Raw genomic sequence first — 17,917 nt, forward strand, 5'->3', positions numbered from 1 at the left:
CAGCGGCACGCGCGCCGTGACCGCTCCGGCGGTTTCCGGCACGGTGACGGCATCGGCGAATCCGGTGTCGCTCATCAGTGCGCCCTCCGCTGTTCTTCCTGTGTCGCAACCGCATTCGCGCCCAACACCTTCACCAGCACGAATGCGACCGCGAAGATCAGCAGGAAGGTGATCACCGACAGTGCCGAGGCGCTGTTGGCCCCCTGGCGCACCTGGTCGACGACCAGGATCGAGATGGTCCGGGTGTTGGCGTTGCCCTGGGTCATGATGGCGGGCAGGTCGTAGAGCCGCAGCGCGTCCATCGTGCGGAACAGGATCGCCACCAGCAGTGCGGGTTTGAGCAGCGGCAGGGTGATGTGGCTGAACCGCTGCCACGCCGACGCGCCGTCCACCCGAGCGGCCTCGTACACGTCGGCCGGAATCACCTGCAGCCCCGCGAGAATCAGCAACGCCATGAACGGCGTCGTCTTCCACACGTCGGCGATGATCACCGCGAACCGCGACCACCACGGGTCGGTCTGCCACAGAATGTGTGTTCCGAGAACACGATTCACCACGCCGTCGTACTGGAACATGAACTCCCACAGCCGCGCGGTGACCGCGGTCGGGATGGCCCACGGGATCAGCACCGCGGCGCGCAGCAGCGCCCGGCCCTTGAAGGTCTTGCCCATCACCGTGGCCATACCCAGCCCGATGACCGCCTCGAGCGTCACCGTGATGACAGTGAACAGCAGCGTCACCAGGATCGCGGTCCAGAACTGCGAGCCGAGATTGCCGGTCGGGCAGGACTCGGTGCCGCCGGCGGGCAGTGCGCACTGCTGCAACAGCCAGTGCGTGTAGTTACTGAATCCGGCGTTGCCGCCGTTGACGAACATGCCCGTCGCCGGATCGAGTCCGGAGTCCTTCTGGAAGGACATGATCAGCGCGCGCACCACCGGATAGCCGATGACCACGGCCAGGGCCAGCAGCACCGGGGCCACGAACAACCAGGCGCGCCCCGATTCGGGCAGCTTGTTCAGTGCGCGAGCGACCGGCGACTTCCGACTACCGTTCGGCATATCGGGCGCTGTCGATGAATCGCTCGCGGACTCGGCCACAGACGTGTACTCCGATGTTCCCGAAGGATCTGACACCGTTCTTCTCTCCTACGGGACTCGGCTCGGCACAGGCGCTCTCGCGGTCAGGAACCGGCGGCCTGGATCCCCTTCTGCATGCCGGTGATCGCGGCGTCGACCGTTTTCTTTCCGGTGATCGCAGCATAGGCGTTGTCCTGGATGGCTTTGGACACCGCCGGATAGAACGGGGTGACCGGCCGCGGCACGGCGCTGGCGATCGAATCCTTCAGCGTCGGCAGGTACGGGAACTTCGCGATCAGCGCCGGATCGTCGTACAGCGAGGACCGCACCGGCGGGTACGCGCCCTCGGCCACGATGTGCTGGGCGTCCTCGCTGATCAGGAAGCGCAGGAAGTCCAGTGCGGTGGCCTTGTGCTTGGAGTACGCGCTGATGGCGGCGTTGTAACCACCGAGCGTGGAGGCGCCGATGCCGTCCTTTCCGGGCAGCGCGGCGACGCCGACCTCACCCTTCACCGCGGACGAATCGGCCTGTGCCACACCGTAGAAGTTCGGCCAGGTGCGCAGGAACAGCAGTTTGCCCTGGGCGAAGGCGTTCTGGCTCTCGGGCTCCTCGAAGGAGATGGCCTCCTTGGGGATGTCGCCCTTCTGGTACGCGTCGGTAAGCACCTGCAGACCCGCGCGGGACTGCGGGCTGTCGATGGTCGGGGTCTTGCCGTCCGGGCCGACGAAGGTGCCGCCGTAGGCGTTGATCACCTCGGCGGTGTTCACCGTCAGACCCTCGTAGGGCGCGAACTGCCCTGCGTAGCAACCGAGATTGTGTTCCTTGGCGACGTTGCAGTCACCGGTCATCTCGGTCCAGGTCTTGGGCGGGTTCGGCACCAGATCCTTGCGGTAGTACAGCAGGCCGCCGTTGGTGTTCAGCGGCGCGGCGTACAGGTTGCCCTTGTAGGTGGCGCTGGCCACCGTCGGCGAGAGCAGGGTGGAGGTGTCCAGCGCGAAGGAGTCCTTCAGCGGCTGGATCCAGCCCTTGGCCGCGAATTCCGCGGTCCAGGTGACGTCGAGGGCCATCACGTCGTAGTCCGACTGTTTGGCCTGCAGGTGCTGGGCCATGTCGTCGTGCTGCTGGGAGGCGTCGTTGGACTGTTCCTTGAAGGTGACCTTCTCGGACGGGTGCGCGGCGTTCCAGCGATCGATGAGCTGTTTGACCGCACCGGTTTCCGAGGTGTCCTTACCTTCGACGAAGGTGATCGGGCCGCGGCCGCCGAGGTCCTGTGTGGTCGGGTTGTTGCCGCTGCTGCTCGAGCACCCACTCGCGAGGGTCGCGGTGAGCAGTGCCGCCGAGGCGGCGGCCAGAGCGGCGCGGGAGGTCCGGGACGAGCGTCGTGACCTCACCTTGTTCAATGCCATCGATACTCCAGGGTCGAGACGAGCCACAGCCGCCATGGCGCGCACGGTGGAGCCGAGGGCGACGACGCGTAGCCGTGAGCGCCGGCACACTCAGCCGGTTGCACAACGCAAGATACATCGTCCGTGGCCGGTCGTGTCGGTCGGTTCTCTATATTCTGGTGCGCGATGTCGACTCAGCCAACTCAGGACAAGTTGCTCACGCGTATCGGCGGACTGCTGCGTCAGGCGGAGTCCACCGACAACGAGCACGAGGCCGAAGCGTTTCTCGCCGCCGCGCAACGCCTGGCGACCCGCTCGTCCATCGATCTGACGGTGGCTCGTGCGCACGTGAGGGGCCGGGAGCGCCGGGCGACGCCGGTGCAGCGGGTGATCGCGATCGGCGAGGCGGGCAAGCGCGGGCTGCGCACCTATGTGCAACTGTTCGTCGCGATAGCCACCGCCAATGATGTGCGCTGCGATGTCGCTCGCACCTCGACGCAGGTGTACGCGTACGGGTTCGACTCCGATATCGCCGCGTGCGAGGCGCTGTATGCGAGTCTGCTGGTGCAGATGGTGCGGGCGTCGGATCTGTACATCAAGTCCGGGCAGTACCGGTCCGCGACGGTGGAGAAGGTCGTCGTCGAGAAGCGTTACGGTCGCAAGGTGCAGCGGCAGGTGCGTGCGCCCGTCGCGGCCGTGACGGCCCGGCTGAATTTCCAGATGGCGTTCGCCGCGCGTGTCGGCCGACGCTTGTCCGCGGTCAAGGCCGACGTGGAGGCGGAGGTGCAGGCCGAGTCCACCGCGGCTGCGGGCACCGCGATCGCCTTGCGCGACAAGGAACTCGAACTGACCAGCTTCTACACCCGGACCTCCGAAGCGCGCGGCACCTGGCGCGGTCCGCAGGAGTCCGCCGGGTACTCGCCCGGGGCCCGGCGTGCCGGTGACCGTGCCGGCCGAGCCGCGCGGTTGGGTTCCGCACCCGAACTCGGCGCCGCACGTGGACAACTCGACGCGTGATCGGGCCACGGCCGGTTCCGTAACCGTGACGGGGCGCGGCGCAACTGTGTCGATGTCGCGAAGGTGTCGTAGGTCGGCGAGAACAGTGGGAGGTCCGGTGTCCGAGGCGGAGCGAGCCGGAGTCGGGGCATGAGTACCCGGGACAGTCAGCGGGCGCGGGTGTACGACGCCGAGGGACTGGTGCGGCGGATGTTCGATCGGGCCGACGAGGGTGGCGGGCGGACCGTGGAGCTGTACGGGTCGCAGATCACGCTGCCGGTGGAGCGCCGGTTCGCGTCGGTGGAGTCGGTGCAGAGCTATGTGGATCGGGTGCTGGCGTTGAATTGGGTTCGCGCGGGGTGGGGTCGTGCGGGCGACGCGGTGACGGTTCGGGCGCGGGCGGGTGCGGGGGCCGCGCATTACGAGGTCGAGACAGCGGTGCTCGCGGTGCCGTTGCATGCCGGTGGAAGTGCCTGGGCGTTGCGGGAATTGGTGGTTCTGCACGAGATCGCGCACCATCTCGGCGAACCGGGACAGGACCGGGCGGCGCACGGGCCCGAATTCTGTTCCCGGTACCTCGAACTGGTCGACGGGGTCATCGGGCCGGAGGCGGCATTGGTGTTGCGCACTTCGCTACTGGGCTGTGGTGTGCGGATCGGTTGACGGGCTGCTCGGTTGTAGTCTCGGCGTCGACCATGAATCGAGGGAGGCGTATGCGCAAGGTCGTGTCACGTGTGGCTTTCTACGTTCTGTGCACGGTGATGTCTCCGCTGTTCCTGATCGGCTACATCATGTGGATCGGCGGGACCCTCAGCTCGGGCCGGTCCGGGGTGTCGGGCACCGCGCAGGGGCCGCTGAGCGCCCGGTACTCCGAGCACAACTTCGGGACCAGGCCGGACGAGGCGGCCGACCGGCTGCTGCGCGCACTGCCCGGCGTTCCGGGCCCGGCGCTGTTCCTGACGACCGCTCCGGTATTCCTGGCGCATCGGCTGACCGGGTACGTGCCGCGGGCGTTCCGCTACCCGTACGAGGGCAAGGTTTCCCCGCAGTACGAGGCGTCGGCGCGGATCGGGTTCTTCGACGCGGCCCTCGAGCGCTACCTGCCCGATGTCACGCAGTTCGTCATTCTCGGCGCGGGTTTCGACACGCGCGCCTACGGGCTTGCGAACGATCTGCGCGTGCGTGTCTTCGAGGTCGATACCCTGCCGACCCAGACCGTCAAGCGGAAGACCCTGGAGAAGGCCGGAATAGATTCCGGCAGAGTGACTTTCGTGCCTGCCGACTTCGAGGAGGAGGACTGGCTCGACCGTCTCACCGCCGCGGGGTTCGCCCCGGACGAGCGGACGCTGTTCCTCTGGGAGGGCGTGACCATGTACCTCGACCGGGCCGCCGTCGAGGACACCCTGCGCAAGATCGCTTCGACGGCCGCCGGAAGCGTCGTCGCATTCGACTATTTCACCAGCGAACCGTTCGAATCGTCCTCGTTCTACTGGCGTTATGGCCGAGCCGCGACCAGCGCCGCGGGCGAGGAGCTGAAATTCGGCGTCGACAGCACACCGCCGTCGCGTGACCGTCTCGCCGAACTGCTCCGATCCTGCGGCCTGTCACTGACCGAGCAGCAGACCCTCGGCGAAGATACCCAGAAACGCCGTGCCTGGGGCGGATTCGCGATCGCCGCAGTGGAGAAGGCGGCATAGTCTCCCGGTGAGATCTCGCCGCTCAGGCGCTGGGCAGCAGCCGCTGGACTCGGGCGAGGCGATCGCGCCACCATCGGGTGCGCTCGGGGTCCGGATGCCGGAAGCGGTGCAGCAGTTCGGGATCCGGGGTGGGCGGGGTGCGCGGGACGGGCAGGTATCCGTCGGCCGGACGGAGCGAATCGGTGACCGTATCGCCCTGGAAGAGATTCACCGTGCCCAGCCCGCAGGCGAATTCGAGGTTCGGCAGGGCGCCGGCCAGTGCGAGTTGAGCCGACAGGCCGACGCTGGTCTCCAGCGCCGAGGAGACCACGCACGGCAGCCCGGCCGCCTCGGCCACCTGCAACGCGCGCCGAACCCCGCCCAGCGGAGTGCATTTCAGCACGGCGACATCCGCGGCCCCCGCCACCGCGACGCGTAGCGGATCCTCGGCCCGGCGAATGGATTCGTCCGCGGCGATCCGGACGTCCACCCGCCGCCGCACCTGCGCCAGCTCCTCGATGGTCCGGCACGGCTGCTCGGCGTACTCCAAACCGCCTGCGGCCCGGTCGATCCGGGTGAGTTGGTCGACAGCGGTTTCGACATCCCACAGCGCGTTGGCATCCACCCGAATCGCCCCCTCGGGCCCGAGCGCCGAACGCACGGCCGCCACCCGCTCCAGATCCTCGCCCAGTGACTCGGGGTGATCGGCCACCTTCACCTTCGCCGTCCCACATCCCGACCCTGCGACCAGCGCATACGCCCGCTCCGGATCAACCGCAGGCACGGTGCAATTCACCGCGATCCGGTCCCGCACCACCTCCGGCCACCCCACGGTGACCTGCTCGACGGCGGTAGCCAACCACCCCGCCGCCTCCCGATCCCCGTACTCCGGGAACGCACAGAACTCCCCCCACCCCAGCGGCCCCTCGAACACCATCCCCTCCCGCACCGTGATCCCCCGGAACCGAGTCCGCATCGGAATCGCGTAGACGTGCGCGGAGGCAGGATCGATCAGCTCACCCATGCGCCCGCCCACCGGGTACTCGGCTGCGCCTCGACCACGCCCGCTGCTCTGTTCTGGTTCACCCGGAACAGCCTAATCTCGCGAAGGTCGTGGCACGGTGACGCGGCGCTGCGAGCCCCCGCGCTCGCCTGCGCGAGACGGGCGATGCCGGTGACTTCGACGGGTTCCTCGGGACAGGGCGAGTTGCCGGAGCCGAACATGACGCAGGGTCGGTCCCGGATGGTCCCGAACCGGCCCTGATCGTCTCGATCCGTATCAGCTGCTCACAGCCTTTCCAGAATCATGGCGTTGGCCAGCCCGCCCGCCTCGCACATGGTCTGCAGGCCGAAGCGAGCGCCACGTTCGCGCATGGCGTGCACGAGGGTGGTGGCCAGGCGTGCTCCGGATGCGCCGAGCGGGTGGCCCAGAGCGATCGCGCCGCCGTGGACGTTGACGCGCCTGGGATCAGCACCGGTGTCGGCGGCCCAGGCCAGGACCACCGCGGCGAACGCCTCGTTGACTTCGAACAGGTCGATGTCGGACAGTTGCAAACCGCTGCGCTCCAAGACCTTTCGCGTCGCCGGGATGACCGCGGTGAGCATCAGCAGCGGATCGTCGCCCGCGACGGCGAAGCTGTGCAGCCGGGCCAGCGGGGTCAGGCCGAGCTGGGCGGCCTTCTCGCTGGTCATGATGAGGACCGCGGCGCTGCCGTCGTTGATCTGACTCGCGTTGGCGGCGGTGATGTTCCAGCCGATCTCCGGGAATCGGGCGGCGTATTCGGGGCTGTAGAAGGCCGGACGCAGCGCGCCCAGCGTCTCGAGCGTGCTGCCGACGCGAATTCCCTCGTCGGTCGACAATCCTTCCAGCGGAGCCAGTTCCGCCTCGAACGCCCCGTTCTTCGTTGCCGCCGCGGCCTTCTCGTGACTGGCCAGGGAGAACTCGTCCAGTGCGGTACGCCCGATCTTCCATCGCGACGCGATCAACTCCGCGCTGATGCCCTGCGGCACAAGCCCTTCCGGATAACGCTCGGCGAACCCGGCCCCGCCGATATCGGTGGCCCCGACCACGCTCGAGCCCATCGGAACCCGGCTCATCGATTCCAGTCCGGCCGCCACCACGACGTCGTACGCACCGGAGATCACACCCTGTGCGGCGAAGTGGATGGCCTGCTGGCTGCTCCCGCACTGCCGGTCCACGGTCGTGGCGGGCACCGATTCGGGATATCCGGCGGCCAGTGCGGCGCGCCGGCTGATGTTGACGGACTGTTCGCCGACCTGGGTGACCACGCCGCCGATGACGTCGTCGATCTGCGCCGGATCGATACCGGTTCGCCGCACCACCTCCCGCAGGCTGTGTGCGAGCAGGTCCACCGGATGCACCCCGTGCAGCGCGCCGGTCGACTTGCCCTTGCCGATCGGGGTGCGTACGGCCTCGACGATCACTGCGTCTCTCATGGCGATTCCTTCCGACCGACCGCGACGATGCGGTCTCACTAGGTCGTTCTATAGCCAGAGTAGGAGGCTGACGATACTCGCCACAAGTCAGAGTCGTATGATGTACGTCATGTCTGCTGTACTCGAAGGACCGTTACGTGATCTGCGTTCGTGGAAGCCGGAGGGATGTTCGGTCGTCAAGGCCCTGGACATCATCGGCACCCGGTCCGCGATCCTGATCCTGCGCGAGGCCCTCTACGGCACCACCCGATTCGACGGATTCGCCGAACGCGTCGGCATCACCGACGCGGCCGCCGCGGCAGCCCTGCGCAAACTCACCACCGCGGGTCTGCTGCGCAAACAGCCCTACCGCGAGGAGGGCAAACGCACCCGCAACGAATATGTGCTCACCGAGATGGGCCGCGATGCGATCCCGGTCGTGCTGGCCCTGTGGCAGTGGGGTGATCAGTACCTGCAGGGCGGGACGCCGCCGCTCGAACGGGTCGAGAACGATACGAGCGAGCCGGTTCGCGTGGAAATCCGCAGCGCGGGCGGCAACGAGGTCCCGATGGACAATCTGCGTATCCGCCTCAACGATGAATGGCGGCGCGGCCGGACCCGCGATCGACGCGGGCCCGGCGGAGTCGAAATCAGTTGAGCCGCTTGCCGTCCTCGGGCGCGAAGAAGTACACGTGCTCCGGATCCGCGGTGAGCGAGAGCTTGTCGCCCTTGGTCGGCGGGTTGCGCCAGTCGACCCGCGCGACGATGGTTTCCTCTGCGCCCGAACCGTTCTCGCCCAGCGCCCGCCCGTAGACGTAGGCGTCCGAGCCGAGCTCCTCGACCACGTCCACCTCCATCGCGATGCCCTTGCCCGATTCGGTGAACTCGAGGTGCTCGGGCCGGATACCGACCACCACCGAACCGTCCACGGCGTCGGTCACCGTGCGCGGCACCGGCAGCGCGTGTCCGCCCAGCTGTGCGCCGCCGTCGGTGAGCGGCAGGGTGAACAGGTTCATCGCGGGCGAACCCATGAAGCCGGCGACGAACAGATTCGCCGGATTCCGGTACAGATCGCGCGGGGTCGCGCACTGCTGCAACAGACCGTCCTTGAGCACCGCGACCCGGTCGCCCATGGTCATCGCCTCGACCTGGTCGTGCGTCACGTACACGGTGGTGGTGCCCAGCCGACGCTGCAACTGCGCGATCTGGGTGCGGGTCTGCACGCGCAGTTTGGCGTCCAGGTTCGACAGCGGCTCGTCCATCAGGAACACCTGCGGCTGCCGCACGATCGCCCGGCCCATCGCGACACGCTGGCGCTGACCACCGGACAGCGCTTTCGGCTTGCGATCCAGGAACTGTTCCAGGTCCAGGAGTTTCGCGGCCTCGAGGACCCGCTTCTCCTTCTCCGCCTTGGCGACCTTGGCCATCTTCAGCGCGAAGCCCATGTTCTCCGCGACGGTCATATGCGGGTAGAGCGCGTAGTTCTGGAACACCATCGCGATATCGCGCTGTTTGGGTTCGGCGTTGGTGACATCCTTCTCGCCGATCAGGATTCGGCCGCCGTCGACGTCCTCCAGTCCGGCGAGCATGCGCAGCGAGGTCGATTTACCGCAGCCGGACGGGCCGACCAGAACCAGGAATTCCCCGTCGGCGATCTCGAGGTCCAACGCGTCGACAGCGGGTTTGGCGGCGCCCGGATACACCCGGGTCGCGCGGTCGAAAGTGACCGTAGCCATCAGAAAACATCCCTTCACCGGCAGGAACGTGCCGGACGATCCGAGTAGAGGGTGGGTGCGGCGAACCGCTGCACGAATCCTACTGGGCATATGTCCACGGCGTGTCGGTTCGCTGTGGGCGTACACGCTCGCCCGGACATCTCGGGCGTCCCGGCGGTAGCCTGATGAGGGTCATTCGCAGTGCTAAAAGCTCACATCGAGGAGAGCATTCATGACCCGACCGGTTCGCATCGGAGTCCAACTACAGCCGCAGCACGCGCCCGAGTACAACCTCATCCGCGATGCCGTGCGCCGCGCCGAGGACGCCGGGGTGGACGTCGTGTTCAACTGGGATCACTTCTACCCGCTCTACGGCGACCCCGACGGCGCCCATTTCGAATGCTGGACCATGCTCGGCGCGATCGCCGAGCAGACCGAACGCGTCCAGCTCGGCGCGCTGGTCACCGGCGGCGGCTACCGCAACCCCGACCTGCTCGCCGATATGGCCCGCACCGTGGACCACATCTCCGGCGGCCGCCTGATCCTGGGCATCGGCGCGGGTTGGTTCGAGAAGGACTACGACGAGTACGGCTACGAATTCGGCACCGCCGGATCACGTTTGGCGTTGCTCAAGGAGTACATGGAACGACTGACCGCCCGCCTGGGCAAACTCAATCCGCAGCCGGTCCGCGACATCCCGATCCTGATCGGCGGCGGCGGTGAGAAGAAGACCTTGCGCCTGGTGGCCGAATACGCCGACATCTGGCACACCTTCGCCGAAATTGATGTCCTGGAACGCAAGTCGAAGATCCTCGCCGACCACTGCACCGCCGCGGGCACCGATCCGGCCGCCATCGAACGCTCGGTGAACTGGCCGGGCGCCGAAGCCGCCCCCGCCCTGGTCGCCGCCGGAGCAACCCTGTTCACCGTCGGTACCGGCGGCCCCGACTACGACCTGAGCACCCTGGAAGAAGCCATCCGCTGGCGCGACGAATTCAACCCCGAGTCCGTCGCCGGTATCGCGTAGGGCTGCAAGGGTATTCGCTGATCGGACTTCGCCGGTGGCCGGAACCCGCCGCATCGACGCGCGGCTGTTCCGGCCACCGGCGGGCCCAGGTCGGAGGGCGTTCGTAGAGCAGCCGCAGCACAACGCGCGCCACCGGCCGCCGCACGGATCTGCCACCGCGTCGAAATTTCGCGGAGCGTGTCCGTGTGCATCTGCAATCTGTTGATGTGCAACAGGTCTCGGGATCGGCCTGATCGACGGAGCTTCCGATCGTGGTCAACTGCAACAGAATCGGGCGCTGCGCCGGCGTGGTTCACGGATCGGTGGTCGTGGCGGAGCCGGTGAGCTGCTCCTGCGCGTATTTGCGGAATGCGTTGACCAGTCGGTTTCGGGTGTCGCGGCGGGTGGCCAGGACCACGTGGGCCGGGTCGACGCCGTGCAGGGGGATCGCGATGATGTCGGGGCGGAGGGTGGGGAATTGGCCGCCTGCGGTGATGGCTATGGCTTCTCCGGCGGCGATTACCTCGAGTTTGTCTTCGAGGGCTTCGATGATGGGGCCGTCGGGGGCGGGCCGGCCGTCGGGGCGGGGGTCGATGTTCCAGTAGGCACTCCAGACCGGGTCGGATCGGCGGAGGCGGGGGACGGGTTCGTCGGCGATGTCGTCGAGAGTCAGGAAGTCCTTGTGCGCCAAGCGATGATCGATGGGCATGAGGACCACGCGCGGTTCTTCGTAGAGGACGGTGACCTGTAGCCCTTCGGTGGGGAAGGGGAGTCGGGTGACCAGTGCGTCGACTCGATGATCATGCAGGGCGGCCTGGACGTCGGTGATCTGCACATGCTGGGCGCGTATCTCGGCGTCGGGATGGCGGCGGCGCATCTCGCGCACGACGGGCGTGATGATCAGGTCTCCGGTGTAGCCGATCGTGACGTGGCCGGGGCTGGCCGCGGCGCGGGTCTGCGCGACCATCCGGCCCGCGGTGCGCAGCAACGCTCTGGCCTGCGGAAGGAACACCGCACCGGCTTCGGTGAGCCGGGTGCCCTGCGGTCCGCGATCCAGCAGCCGCGCCCCGAGTTGTTTCTCCAGCCGGTTGATCTGCCGGCTCAACGAGGGTTGCGTGACGTGCAGGGCCTCGGCGGCGCGACCGAAATGCCCGTGCTCGGCGACCAGCGTGAAGGAGTGCACCAACCGCAGGTCGAGATCCACTGCGGGCGGTGCGTCGGTCATGCCGTCACAGTAGTCCCGTCCGATCCGGGCGGTCGTCGCAACGACGTTGCCCAGCTGCGGTGATACGCGAATCGCAATGCCCGATGCGGAAGATTCATTGGATCGCGAGTCGCCCGCGGCAGCACAGTGGACCTATCCGCCCCGCAGCGATTTCACCTGGAGGAACGCCCATGACGATCGACCTCGCCGTGGACACGGCACGCCGAGCACTGGGACCGGTCGGTGCGAGTTTGCCGGTCACCTTCACCAGCACCCCGTCGGCGACCGCGCAGCGTGACGCGGGCCGTCGTCTGGAGAACGCCGGTTACCGCGCCCTGTGGACCAACGAGGTCATCGGCAAGGACGCCTTCACACACCTGTCCGTCCTGCTGGCCGCCACCGAACGTCTCACGGTGGGCACCTGCATCGCCAACATCTGGGCCCGCCCACCGCAAACCGCACACGGCGCGGCGGCCTACCTCGCCCAGGCCTACCCGGACCGTTTCGTACTCGGTCTCGGCGTCGGCTACCCGCAGCAGGCCGAGAGCGTAGGCCGACCGTTCGGCAGCCCCCTGACCGCCATGCGCGACTACGTCACCGGAATGAACAGCGAAACCTGGCCTCCTGCACCGGATTCCGTATACCCGCGAATCCTCGCCGCGAACGGACCGAAAATGCTGGCGCTGGCCGGAGAGATCGCCGACGGCGCACTACCCGCCGGACTCCCGCCGGAACACACCGCCCAGGCCAGAAAAGCCCTCGGCCCCGACAAGCTTCTCGTAGTGGCCCTGTCCGCCGTGATCGACGACGACCTCGCCCGAGCCCGCGAAACCGCGCGACAGGTCGTCTCCACCTGGTCCACCCGCCCGTCCTTCCGCGCGACGATAGCCGAATTCGGTTACGAGACAGCGGAAAACGTCGCACCGGACGATCACGTGGTCGACGCCCTCGTCGCGCACGGAACCCCGGATTCGATCACCGCGAAGATCCGCGATCACCTCGCCGCCGGAGCCGACCACGTCACCCTCCTGCAGCCGATCGGCATCGAATTCGCCTCCGGCATAGACGGTTACGTCAGCCTTGCCCCGGCCTTGACCGACCTCGGCTGACAACTCGCCGCACCGTGCCGGTGCGACCTGCGCCGGCACCTCGGCACGCGTGGAAGACCACCACAGCTGCATCATCGAGCGGTGGAGCCGCGCAGATCTGTCCGCTACGTCGAATTTCCCGGTCCAGGGAAAACAACTGGCTTCGCGCTCGCCCGGTCTGGTCGAATCGGACAGGTGCACGACTGGCAGCAACCAACACTTCCGCCGCAGACGCGCGGGGGCAACGTCGTGGCGGTCGCCGGGTTCCTGCTCGGCGTCCTGAGCCTGGTGATCGCCCCGTTCCTGGCCGTGTTCTCGGTCGTGATGACCACCGTGGGCGGCGCCGTCGCCCTGCACGCTCCGTTACTGGTGGCGGCGTTGGCGGGAATTGTCGTGTCGGGGGTCGGGTTCGTCGTCGGATGGCGCAGCTTCGCCGGTCGCGGCGGTGTGCTGGCGATTCTCGGATTCGTGGCCGGAATCGTCGCCGTGGGCATAACGGTGTGGAGTCTGAGCACGAGCATCGCGACTGTCCACGGTTTCGACAGCATCCCGAACTTCCACTACCCGTGAATCCATCGGCCCGGCTTCGGAATTGATCGCCTGTCGATACGTCGTGCCGGTGGCCGAGCCGTGCCGCGAATCGCCCGACCTGCGGCGACGGGTCACCCGCTCAGACGCTCCCTTTACGTTCGACGACGAGAATCCGGGCCTCCGGCGCCGGGTGCGCGACGTGTTCGTCGCCGATCTCGGCGTAACAGATCCGTCCCGGCGTCAAGTGTTCGACTCGTTCCTCGCCGTTCTCGCGATAGTGCATGTCGACCGCGCCGTCCAGTACGACGAAGACCTCCGGACCGTCGTTGATGTGCCACCGGTACGGCTGATCGGTCCAGTGCAGCCGAATCGTCGCGGTATCGATCTCGGTGATATCGAGGGCTCCCCAGGGGCGATCGGCGGTGAAAGCACCGGCATCGAAGAAACGCATGTCTCGATCATGGCATCACCTCGGCGAACGGTGACGTGGGCGGACGCCCGGGAACCGATGCGCAGGCCGGCGGCACCGTACGCTACGTGCAGTGTTGGCACTCCTTCTGGAGGGATGAGCGTGACGCACAATCCGGTGATCGCGGCATTGGGGGCGTTCGGGGCGTGGCTGCTGGTGGCGGGGCCGTTGTATCAGGCGGCGATGGAGCTGCGGGATCAAGGTTCGACCGAGCGGCGGGAGCTTCCTGCCGAAGTCGTCTCGCCGCGTCGTATCTCGCCGTGGTGGTGGCTGGTGCCGCCGGTGGCGTACTGGAAGTATCGCCAGGAACGCGAGCGGATGAAACGCGCTGTGCTGCAGGTGCTTACTGCCGACGAGGTGCAGCGGATCCTGACGTTCTCCAATACCGCGCTGGGCTGGCTGCTGGTCGCGGGCGGCGCGACGTGCATCGCGGTCAAGGAGACCTGGGAGTTCGTCGAGGCCATGGAATGGGCGTGGGGCTGGACCCTGCTCCTGGTGGCGGTAGCCGGGATGGCGGCGCTGGGCAATACGTCGTACCAGACCGCGCGTACCTCCCGAATCCTCGTGGCCGCCACGCGCTCGGACACTGTATGACCACATGTCCGGACGCACCGGGCGAGGTCGGCGAGCGCTAGGCGGGAACCGCCGCGGCCTCGGCGCGTGCGACACGGGCGCGGGCTCGGCGGACCACCGCCATGGTGATGGCGATCAGCACCCCGAAGGTGACAACAGTCATGACGGTGGACAGCCACACCATGGTCGGGATGGGCAGGTGGTAGACGAGCACCACGCGGAGCGCGGCCTCGGCGCACAGCCCCGCACCCCAGATGACGCTGAGGCTGCCGATTACGCGCCGCATCTGCGGGCTGGTGCGGTACCGCTGCCGGAATGCGGCCGCGGCGTCGGCGGACATGCCGCGTTGTGCGCTGAGGTAGATCAGGGGCTTGCCGATCGCCGTGCTGATCAGGAATGCCGCTCCGATCAGGGCTGTGGTGAACGAGTCCTTGGCGACCGCGAAGCGGGCGTCGCCGGACACGAAGGTCAGCGCGAGTCCGAGCACGAAGCTCGCCAGGATCACCGAGGCGAACGGATCGATCCGGCGTTTGCGCACGATCTCGGCGATCACGAACACACCCGACAGCACCGTTCCGCCGCTGAGGGCGACCAGATTGCTCGCTCCGGCGGCATGCAGCCCGTAGTAGGTCGCCATCGGCACCCCGGCGTCACGGAGCAACTGGCGCCCCAGGGCCTTGCGGTCCATTCCGGGTGCGGATGCGGCGTTGCCCGTATCCGGCTCGCTCGACTCGGTTCGCGCGGTCTCTGGGACGTTCTGTGCGTCTGCGAATGCCATTGCGTGCGTGCCTTTCTCGATGTGCTGATCGCCGAGGTGTCCGGGGAACCGGGAGTTCCCGCGTCGCCCTCCATATTTCGCGTTCGTCCCGCTTGCCCGCATCGGCCGAGAGGTGGACAAGGGGTGGAGATGTTCGCCTCCACCCATACCCATGCTTCCTGATCGCCATGTGCTGAATTCGCCCTCGGGAAGTCAGCGGTCTTCGGGTGCGACGTCGGTCGGTGGCTGCTCCGCCGGTGTCAGCTGCTCGGCGATGTCGGGTGGAACGTGCAGGCCCGTGCGATGTAGATCGTCGATCAACTGTGCGGTGAGTGGGTCGCGGGGGTTCGTGGTCGAGGCGACGAGGCGGCGAATCCATCGGGGATCGAAGCGGCGGACCGCTCCCGGAAAGCCCGGGGTGATCGCGCTGATCGGGACGACGGTCAGGCCGAGGCCCGCGGCGGCGAGTTGGGGCGCATGAGCTGTCACGGCGGTGCGGAACACCACCGACGGCTGCAGGTCGACATTATCGAGGTGGCGCTGGATCCAGTTGCCGAGCTCGTTGTCGGGGGTGAAATGCACGAATGGCCGACCCTGGATATCCGATGGCCGGAGGGCGGCGCGAGCGGCCAGCGGGTGCCGCGCGGGCAGGGCCACCACCATTTCCTCCTCGGCGATCGTGGTCGACTCGAAACCGGTGATGCGCAGGTCCGGAAAGAGCAGCAGGTCGGCCTCGCCGGATTCCAGCATGGCGTAGGCACTTTCGGGGTCGGTGCTCTCCCGGAGGGTGATGGTGACATCGGGGCGGTCCTGGTTCCAGCGGATCAGCACGGGCGCCAGTAGCGGCACGGTCAGGCTCTGCGCGCAGATGACCCGGACGGCGCCCGCGGTGCCGCGCCCGACGGCGCGTGCGAGAGCGATGGCGTCATCGGCGGCCGCCACTGCCCGGCGTGCCTCGGGCAGCGCCGCCCGCCCGGCTGCGGTGAGCCGCACACCGCGACGGTCGCGAGTCAGCAGCGCGGTCCCCGCCTCACGCTCGAGGGCCGCCAGCTGATGCGAGATCGCGGGCTGCGAGAGATGCAGATGCCGCGCGGCGCGGGTCACCGATCCCAGCTCGGCAACGGCCAGCAGGCATTCGAGCGCTCTCAAGCTAGGCATAAGAAAAATCTATCGCAGGCCGTCTTTATATCGATTTCAAGACGGGAATCGAGGGATCCGCGACCGCGGTTGGACTGATGGTCAGGCAGAACATGCCGGTTCCCTCGAATCCGAAAGGCACACACCATGAGCAGTATCAGCATCATCGGCCTGGGCGGGATGGCACGGGCGCTCGCCGCTCGCGCGCTCGCCGCAGGCAACGCCGTCGAGATCATCGGCCGCGACGAGGCCGAGGCCGCCGAGGTGGCCCGCGCACTCGGCGACGGTGCCACGACGGGCAGGCTCGGTGCGGTCCCGGCCGCTGAGATCGTCATCCTCGCGGTGCCGTATTCCAGCGCGGCGTCGCTCGTCGAACAGTACGGAAATGCGTTGAGCGGCAAGGTCATCGTTGATATCGCGAATCCGTTCGCCGCTGATTTCACCGGCCTGGCCACCTCGGAGGGCAGCTCCGCCGCGCAGGAAATCGCGGCGGTCGCCAGCGCCGACGCGCGCGTGGTCAAGGCGTTCAACACCATCTTCGCCACCGTGCTGGCCGACGATGCGGCACAGGGCCGATCGCTGGATGTGTTCATCGCCGGTGACGACGCGCAGGCCAAGGCGAAGGTGTCCGCGTTCATCGAAAGTCTGGGCCTGCGCCCGCTGGACACCGGCCCGCTGCGCATGGCTCGCAGCCTGGAGGAAACCGGCCTGCTGATGATGGGCCTGGCCCGCCACGGAGTGGGTTTCGACTTCTCCCTCCGCGTCGCCACGTCGGCGCGCTGAACCCTCACCCAGGAGCGGAAACCATGAGAATCGGACTGTCCCTGCCGCATATCGGAGAGCAGGCAACCACCGAGAACATCCGGGAATTCGCAGTGCGCGCCGAGCAGAGCGGCTGGGACTCGCTGTGGACCGGCGACCGGATGCTCTACCCGATCAACCCGAGAACCCCGTACCCGGGCAGTCCCGACGGCACGCTCAACCCGCAGGCCAGACGAGTGTTCGAGCACCTCACCGTCATGACCTACGTGGCCGCCATCACCGAACGGGTCCGCCTCGGGGTCAGCGTGCTCATCCTCCCCCTCTACAACCCGGTACTGCTGGGCCGGCGAATCGCGACCCTGGATCAGCTGTCCCACGGACGAGTGACGCTGGGGGTCGGGCTCGGCTGGTCGGAGGACGAATTCGACGCCGCCCGATCACCTTTCCGCGAACGGGGCAGGGTCACCGAGGAAACGATCGGGGCGCTGCGCGCGGTCTGGGGTCCCGACCCCGTCGAGTTCTCCGGCGATCACCACACCATCCCCGCATCGGTGATCGGCCCCAAACCCGTCCAGGACCCGCTGCCGATAGTGATGGGCGGCTTCAGCCCGAAGGCCCTGGACCGAATCGGCCGCCTCGCAGACGGTTTCACCCCGGCCATCGTCCCCGTCGACGGCCTCGTCGACATGGTCGGCCGTGTCCAGCAAGCGGCGGCGACGCACGGCCGCGAGCACCTTCCCACGGTCGTCCGTGCCAACGTCCTACTCACCCCGGACGATTCGGATCTCCCGGAGCAGGGCCGCAGAGTGGCCACCGGCAGCTGGAATCAGATCGCCAGCGATATCCACCGTCTCGCCGCGGCGGGCATCGAGGAGGTCTTCTTCGACCTGAATTACGTTCCGGGAGCCACAGATCCGCAGAATCAGTGGGACGTGGCCAGGCGACTGTACGACATCGGCCGCAACGTCGACGCCTGCTCGTAGGGTGCTGCTGCGGACTCCGTCACTCGGGGGCGACCGCTCGGCTCCGAGTTCAGGCGCTCGAGGGCGCGCCGAAGGGGAGTGGTCGACCCCTGTGGGCGTAGGCCGTTGCGGATGGTCGCCGGA

General features: G+C 67.6%; 19 protein-coding genes. 10 read left to right on the forward strand and 9 right to left on the reverse strand.

The features are described 5' to 3' along the window. Positions 1-74 precede the first annotated feature (74 nt). Complete coding sequence (locus K7711_RS21085) at positions 75-1,058, reverse strand: carbohydrate ABC transporter permease (protein ID WP_222971126.1); 984 nt, start codon at positions 1,056-1,058, stop codon at positions 75-77. Between the two features lie 122 nt (positions 1,059-1,180). Further along, entirely contained in the window at positions 1,181-2,482 is a 1,302-nt protein-coding gene (locus tag K7711_RS21090; protein ID WP_222971127.1) for an ABC transporter substrate-binding protein, read from the reverse strand. Between the two features lie 165 nt (positions 2,483-2,647). Here K7711_RS21090 and K7711_RS21095 point away from each other — a divergent pair, with 165 nt between their 5' ends. The 3 genes from K7711_RS21095 to K7711_RS21105 all read left to right on the forward strand — a co-directional run bounded on the left by K7711_RS21095 (position 2,648) and on the right by K7711_RS21105 (position 5,154). Then, positions 2,648-3,478, forward strand: coding sequence for a DUF2786 domain-containing protein (locus tag K7711_RS21095; RefSeq protein WP_222971128.1), 831 nt, complete (start codon positions 2,648-2,650; stop codon positions 3,476-3,478). A 129-nt stretch (positions 3,479-3,607) separates the two neighbouring features. Next, positions 3,608-4,120, forward strand: coding sequence for a TIGR04338 family metallohydrolase (locus tag K7711_RS21100; protein WP_222971129.1), 513 nt, complete (start codon positions 3,608-3,610; stop codon positions 4,118-4,120). 71 nt (positions 4,121-4,191) lie between these two features. Continuing rightward, positions 4,192-5,154, forward strand: coding sequence for a class I SAM-dependent methyltransferase (locus K7711_RS21105; RefSeq protein ID WP_222971130.1), 963 nt, complete (start codon positions 4,192-4,194; stop codon positions 5,152-5,154). A 22-nt stretch (positions 5,155-5,176) separates the two neighbouring features. On the opposite strand, the gene K7711_RS21110 is transcribed toward K7711_RS21105, so the two are convergent. After that, positions 5,177-6,157, reverse strand: a complete 981-nt coding sequence (locus K7711_RS21110) for an o-succinylbenzoate synthase (protein WP_222971131.1) — start codon at positions 6,155-6,157, stop codon at positions 5,177-5,179. Between the two features lie 263 nt (positions 6,158-6,420). Further along, complete coding sequence (locus K7711_RS21115; protein WP_222971132.1) at positions 6,421-7,590, reverse strand: thiolase family protein; 1,170 nt, start codon at positions 7,588-7,590, stop codon at positions 6,421-6,423. Positions 7,591-7,699: 109 nt separating this feature from the next. Between K7711_RS21115 and K7711_RS21120 the strand changes: the two genes are divergently transcribed. Next, complete coding sequence (locus tag K7711_RS21120; protein WP_235747515.1) at positions 7,700-8,227, forward strand: winged helix-turn-helix transcriptional regulator; 528 nt, start codon at positions 7,700-7,702, stop codon at positions 8,225-8,227. Here K7711_RS21120 and K7711_RS21125 read toward each other — a convergent pair. Beyond that, positions 8,220-9,305, reverse strand: a complete 1,086-nt coding sequence (locus tag K7711_RS21125; RefSeq protein WP_222971134.1) for an ABC transporter ATP-binding protein — start codon at positions 9,303-9,305, stop codon at positions 8,220-8,222. The genes K7711_RS21120 and K7711_RS21125 overlap by 8 nt on opposite strands. Before the next feature lie 211 nt (positions 9,306-9,516). On the opposite strand from K7711_RS21125, the gene K7711_RS21130 reads away from it, so the two are divergent. Beyond that, entirely contained in the window at positions 9,517-10,311 is a 795-nt protein-coding gene (locus tag K7711_RS21130; RefSeq protein ID WP_222971135.1) for an LLM class F420-dependent oxidoreductase, read from the forward strand. Positions 10,312-10,603: 292 nt separating this feature from the next. Here the strand turns inward: K7711_RS21130 and K7711_RS21135 are convergent, their stop codons facing one another. Then, positions 10,604-11,515, reverse strand: coding sequence for a LysR family transcriptional regulator (locus tag K7711_RS21135; protein WP_222971136.1), 912 nt, complete (start codon positions 11,513-11,515; stop codon positions 10,604-10,606). A 170-nt stretch (positions 11,516-11,685) separates the two neighbouring features. On the opposite strand from K7711_RS21135, the gene K7711_RS21140 reads away from it, so the two are divergent. Then, positions 11,686-12,603, forward strand: coding sequence for a TIGR03620 family F420-dependent LLM class oxidoreductase (locus K7711_RS21140; RefSeq protein WP_222971137.1), 918 nt, complete (start codon positions 11,686-11,688; stop codon positions 12,601-12,603). Between the two features lie 174 nt (positions 12,604-12,777). Next, positions 12,778-13,152: a hypothetical protein gene (locus tag K7711_RS21145; protein ID WP_222971138.1), complete on the forward strand. Its 375-nt coding sequence runs from the start codon at positions 12,778-12,780 to the stop codon at positions 13,150-13,152. A 100-nt stretch (positions 13,153-13,252) separates the two neighbouring features. Here the strand turns inward: K7711_RS21145 and K7711_RS21150 are convergent, their stop codons facing one another. Then, entirely contained in the window at positions 13,253-13,564 is a 312-nt protein-coding gene (locus K7711_RS21150) for a cupin domain-containing protein (protein WP_222971139.1), read from the reverse strand. Between the two features lie 120 nt (positions 13,565-13,684). Between K7711_RS21150 and K7711_RS21155 the strand changes: the two genes are divergently transcribed. Continuing rightward, positions 13,685-14,176, forward strand: a complete 492-nt coding sequence (locus K7711_RS21155) for a hypothetical protein (RefSeq protein WP_308014858.1) — start codon at positions 13,685-13,687, stop codon at positions 14,174-14,176. 37 nt (positions 14,177-14,213) lie between these two features. On the opposite strand, the gene K7711_RS21160 is transcribed toward K7711_RS21155, so the two are convergent. Both K7711_RS21160 and K7711_RS21165 read right to left on the reverse strand, forming a co-directional pair. Further along, positions 14,214-14,933 carry a VC0807 family protein gene (locus K7711_RS21160; protein WP_222971141.1) on the reverse strand — a complete coding sequence of 240 codons (720 nt, stop codon included), beginning with the start codon at positions 14,931-14,933 and terminating at the stop codon, positions 14,214-14,216. 192 nt (positions 14,934-15,125) lie between these two features. Beyond that, positions 15,126-16,070 (reverse strand): LysR family transcriptional regulator, encoded by a 945-nt coding sequence (locus K7711_RS21165; protein WP_222971142.1) that lies wholly within the window; start codon positions 16,068-16,070, stop codon positions 15,126-15,128. A gap of 126 nt (positions 16,071-16,196) precedes the next feature. Here K7711_RS21165 and K7711_RS21170 point away from each other — a divergent pair, with 126 nt between their 5' ends. Beyond that, entirely contained in the window at positions 16,197-16,832 is a 636-nt protein-coding gene (locus K7711_RS21170) for an NADPH-dependent F420 reductase (protein ID WP_222971143.1), read from the forward strand. Positions 16,833-16,855: 23 nt separating this feature from the next. Then, positions 16,856-17,794 (forward strand): LLM class F420-dependent oxidoreductase, encoded by a 939-nt coding sequence (locus tag K7711_RS21175; RefSeq protein ID WP_222971144.1) that lies wholly within the window; start codon positions 16,856-16,858, stop codon positions 17,792-17,794. The last annotated feature ends 123 nt before the right edge of the window (positions 17,795-17,917 follow it).

It is taken from the genome of Nocardia coffeae, assembly GCF_019890715.1.
In the GTDB taxonomy this organism is placed as follows: Bacteria; Actinomycetota; Actinomycetes; order Mycobacteriales; family Mycobacteriaceae; genus Nocardia; species Nocardia jiangxiensis.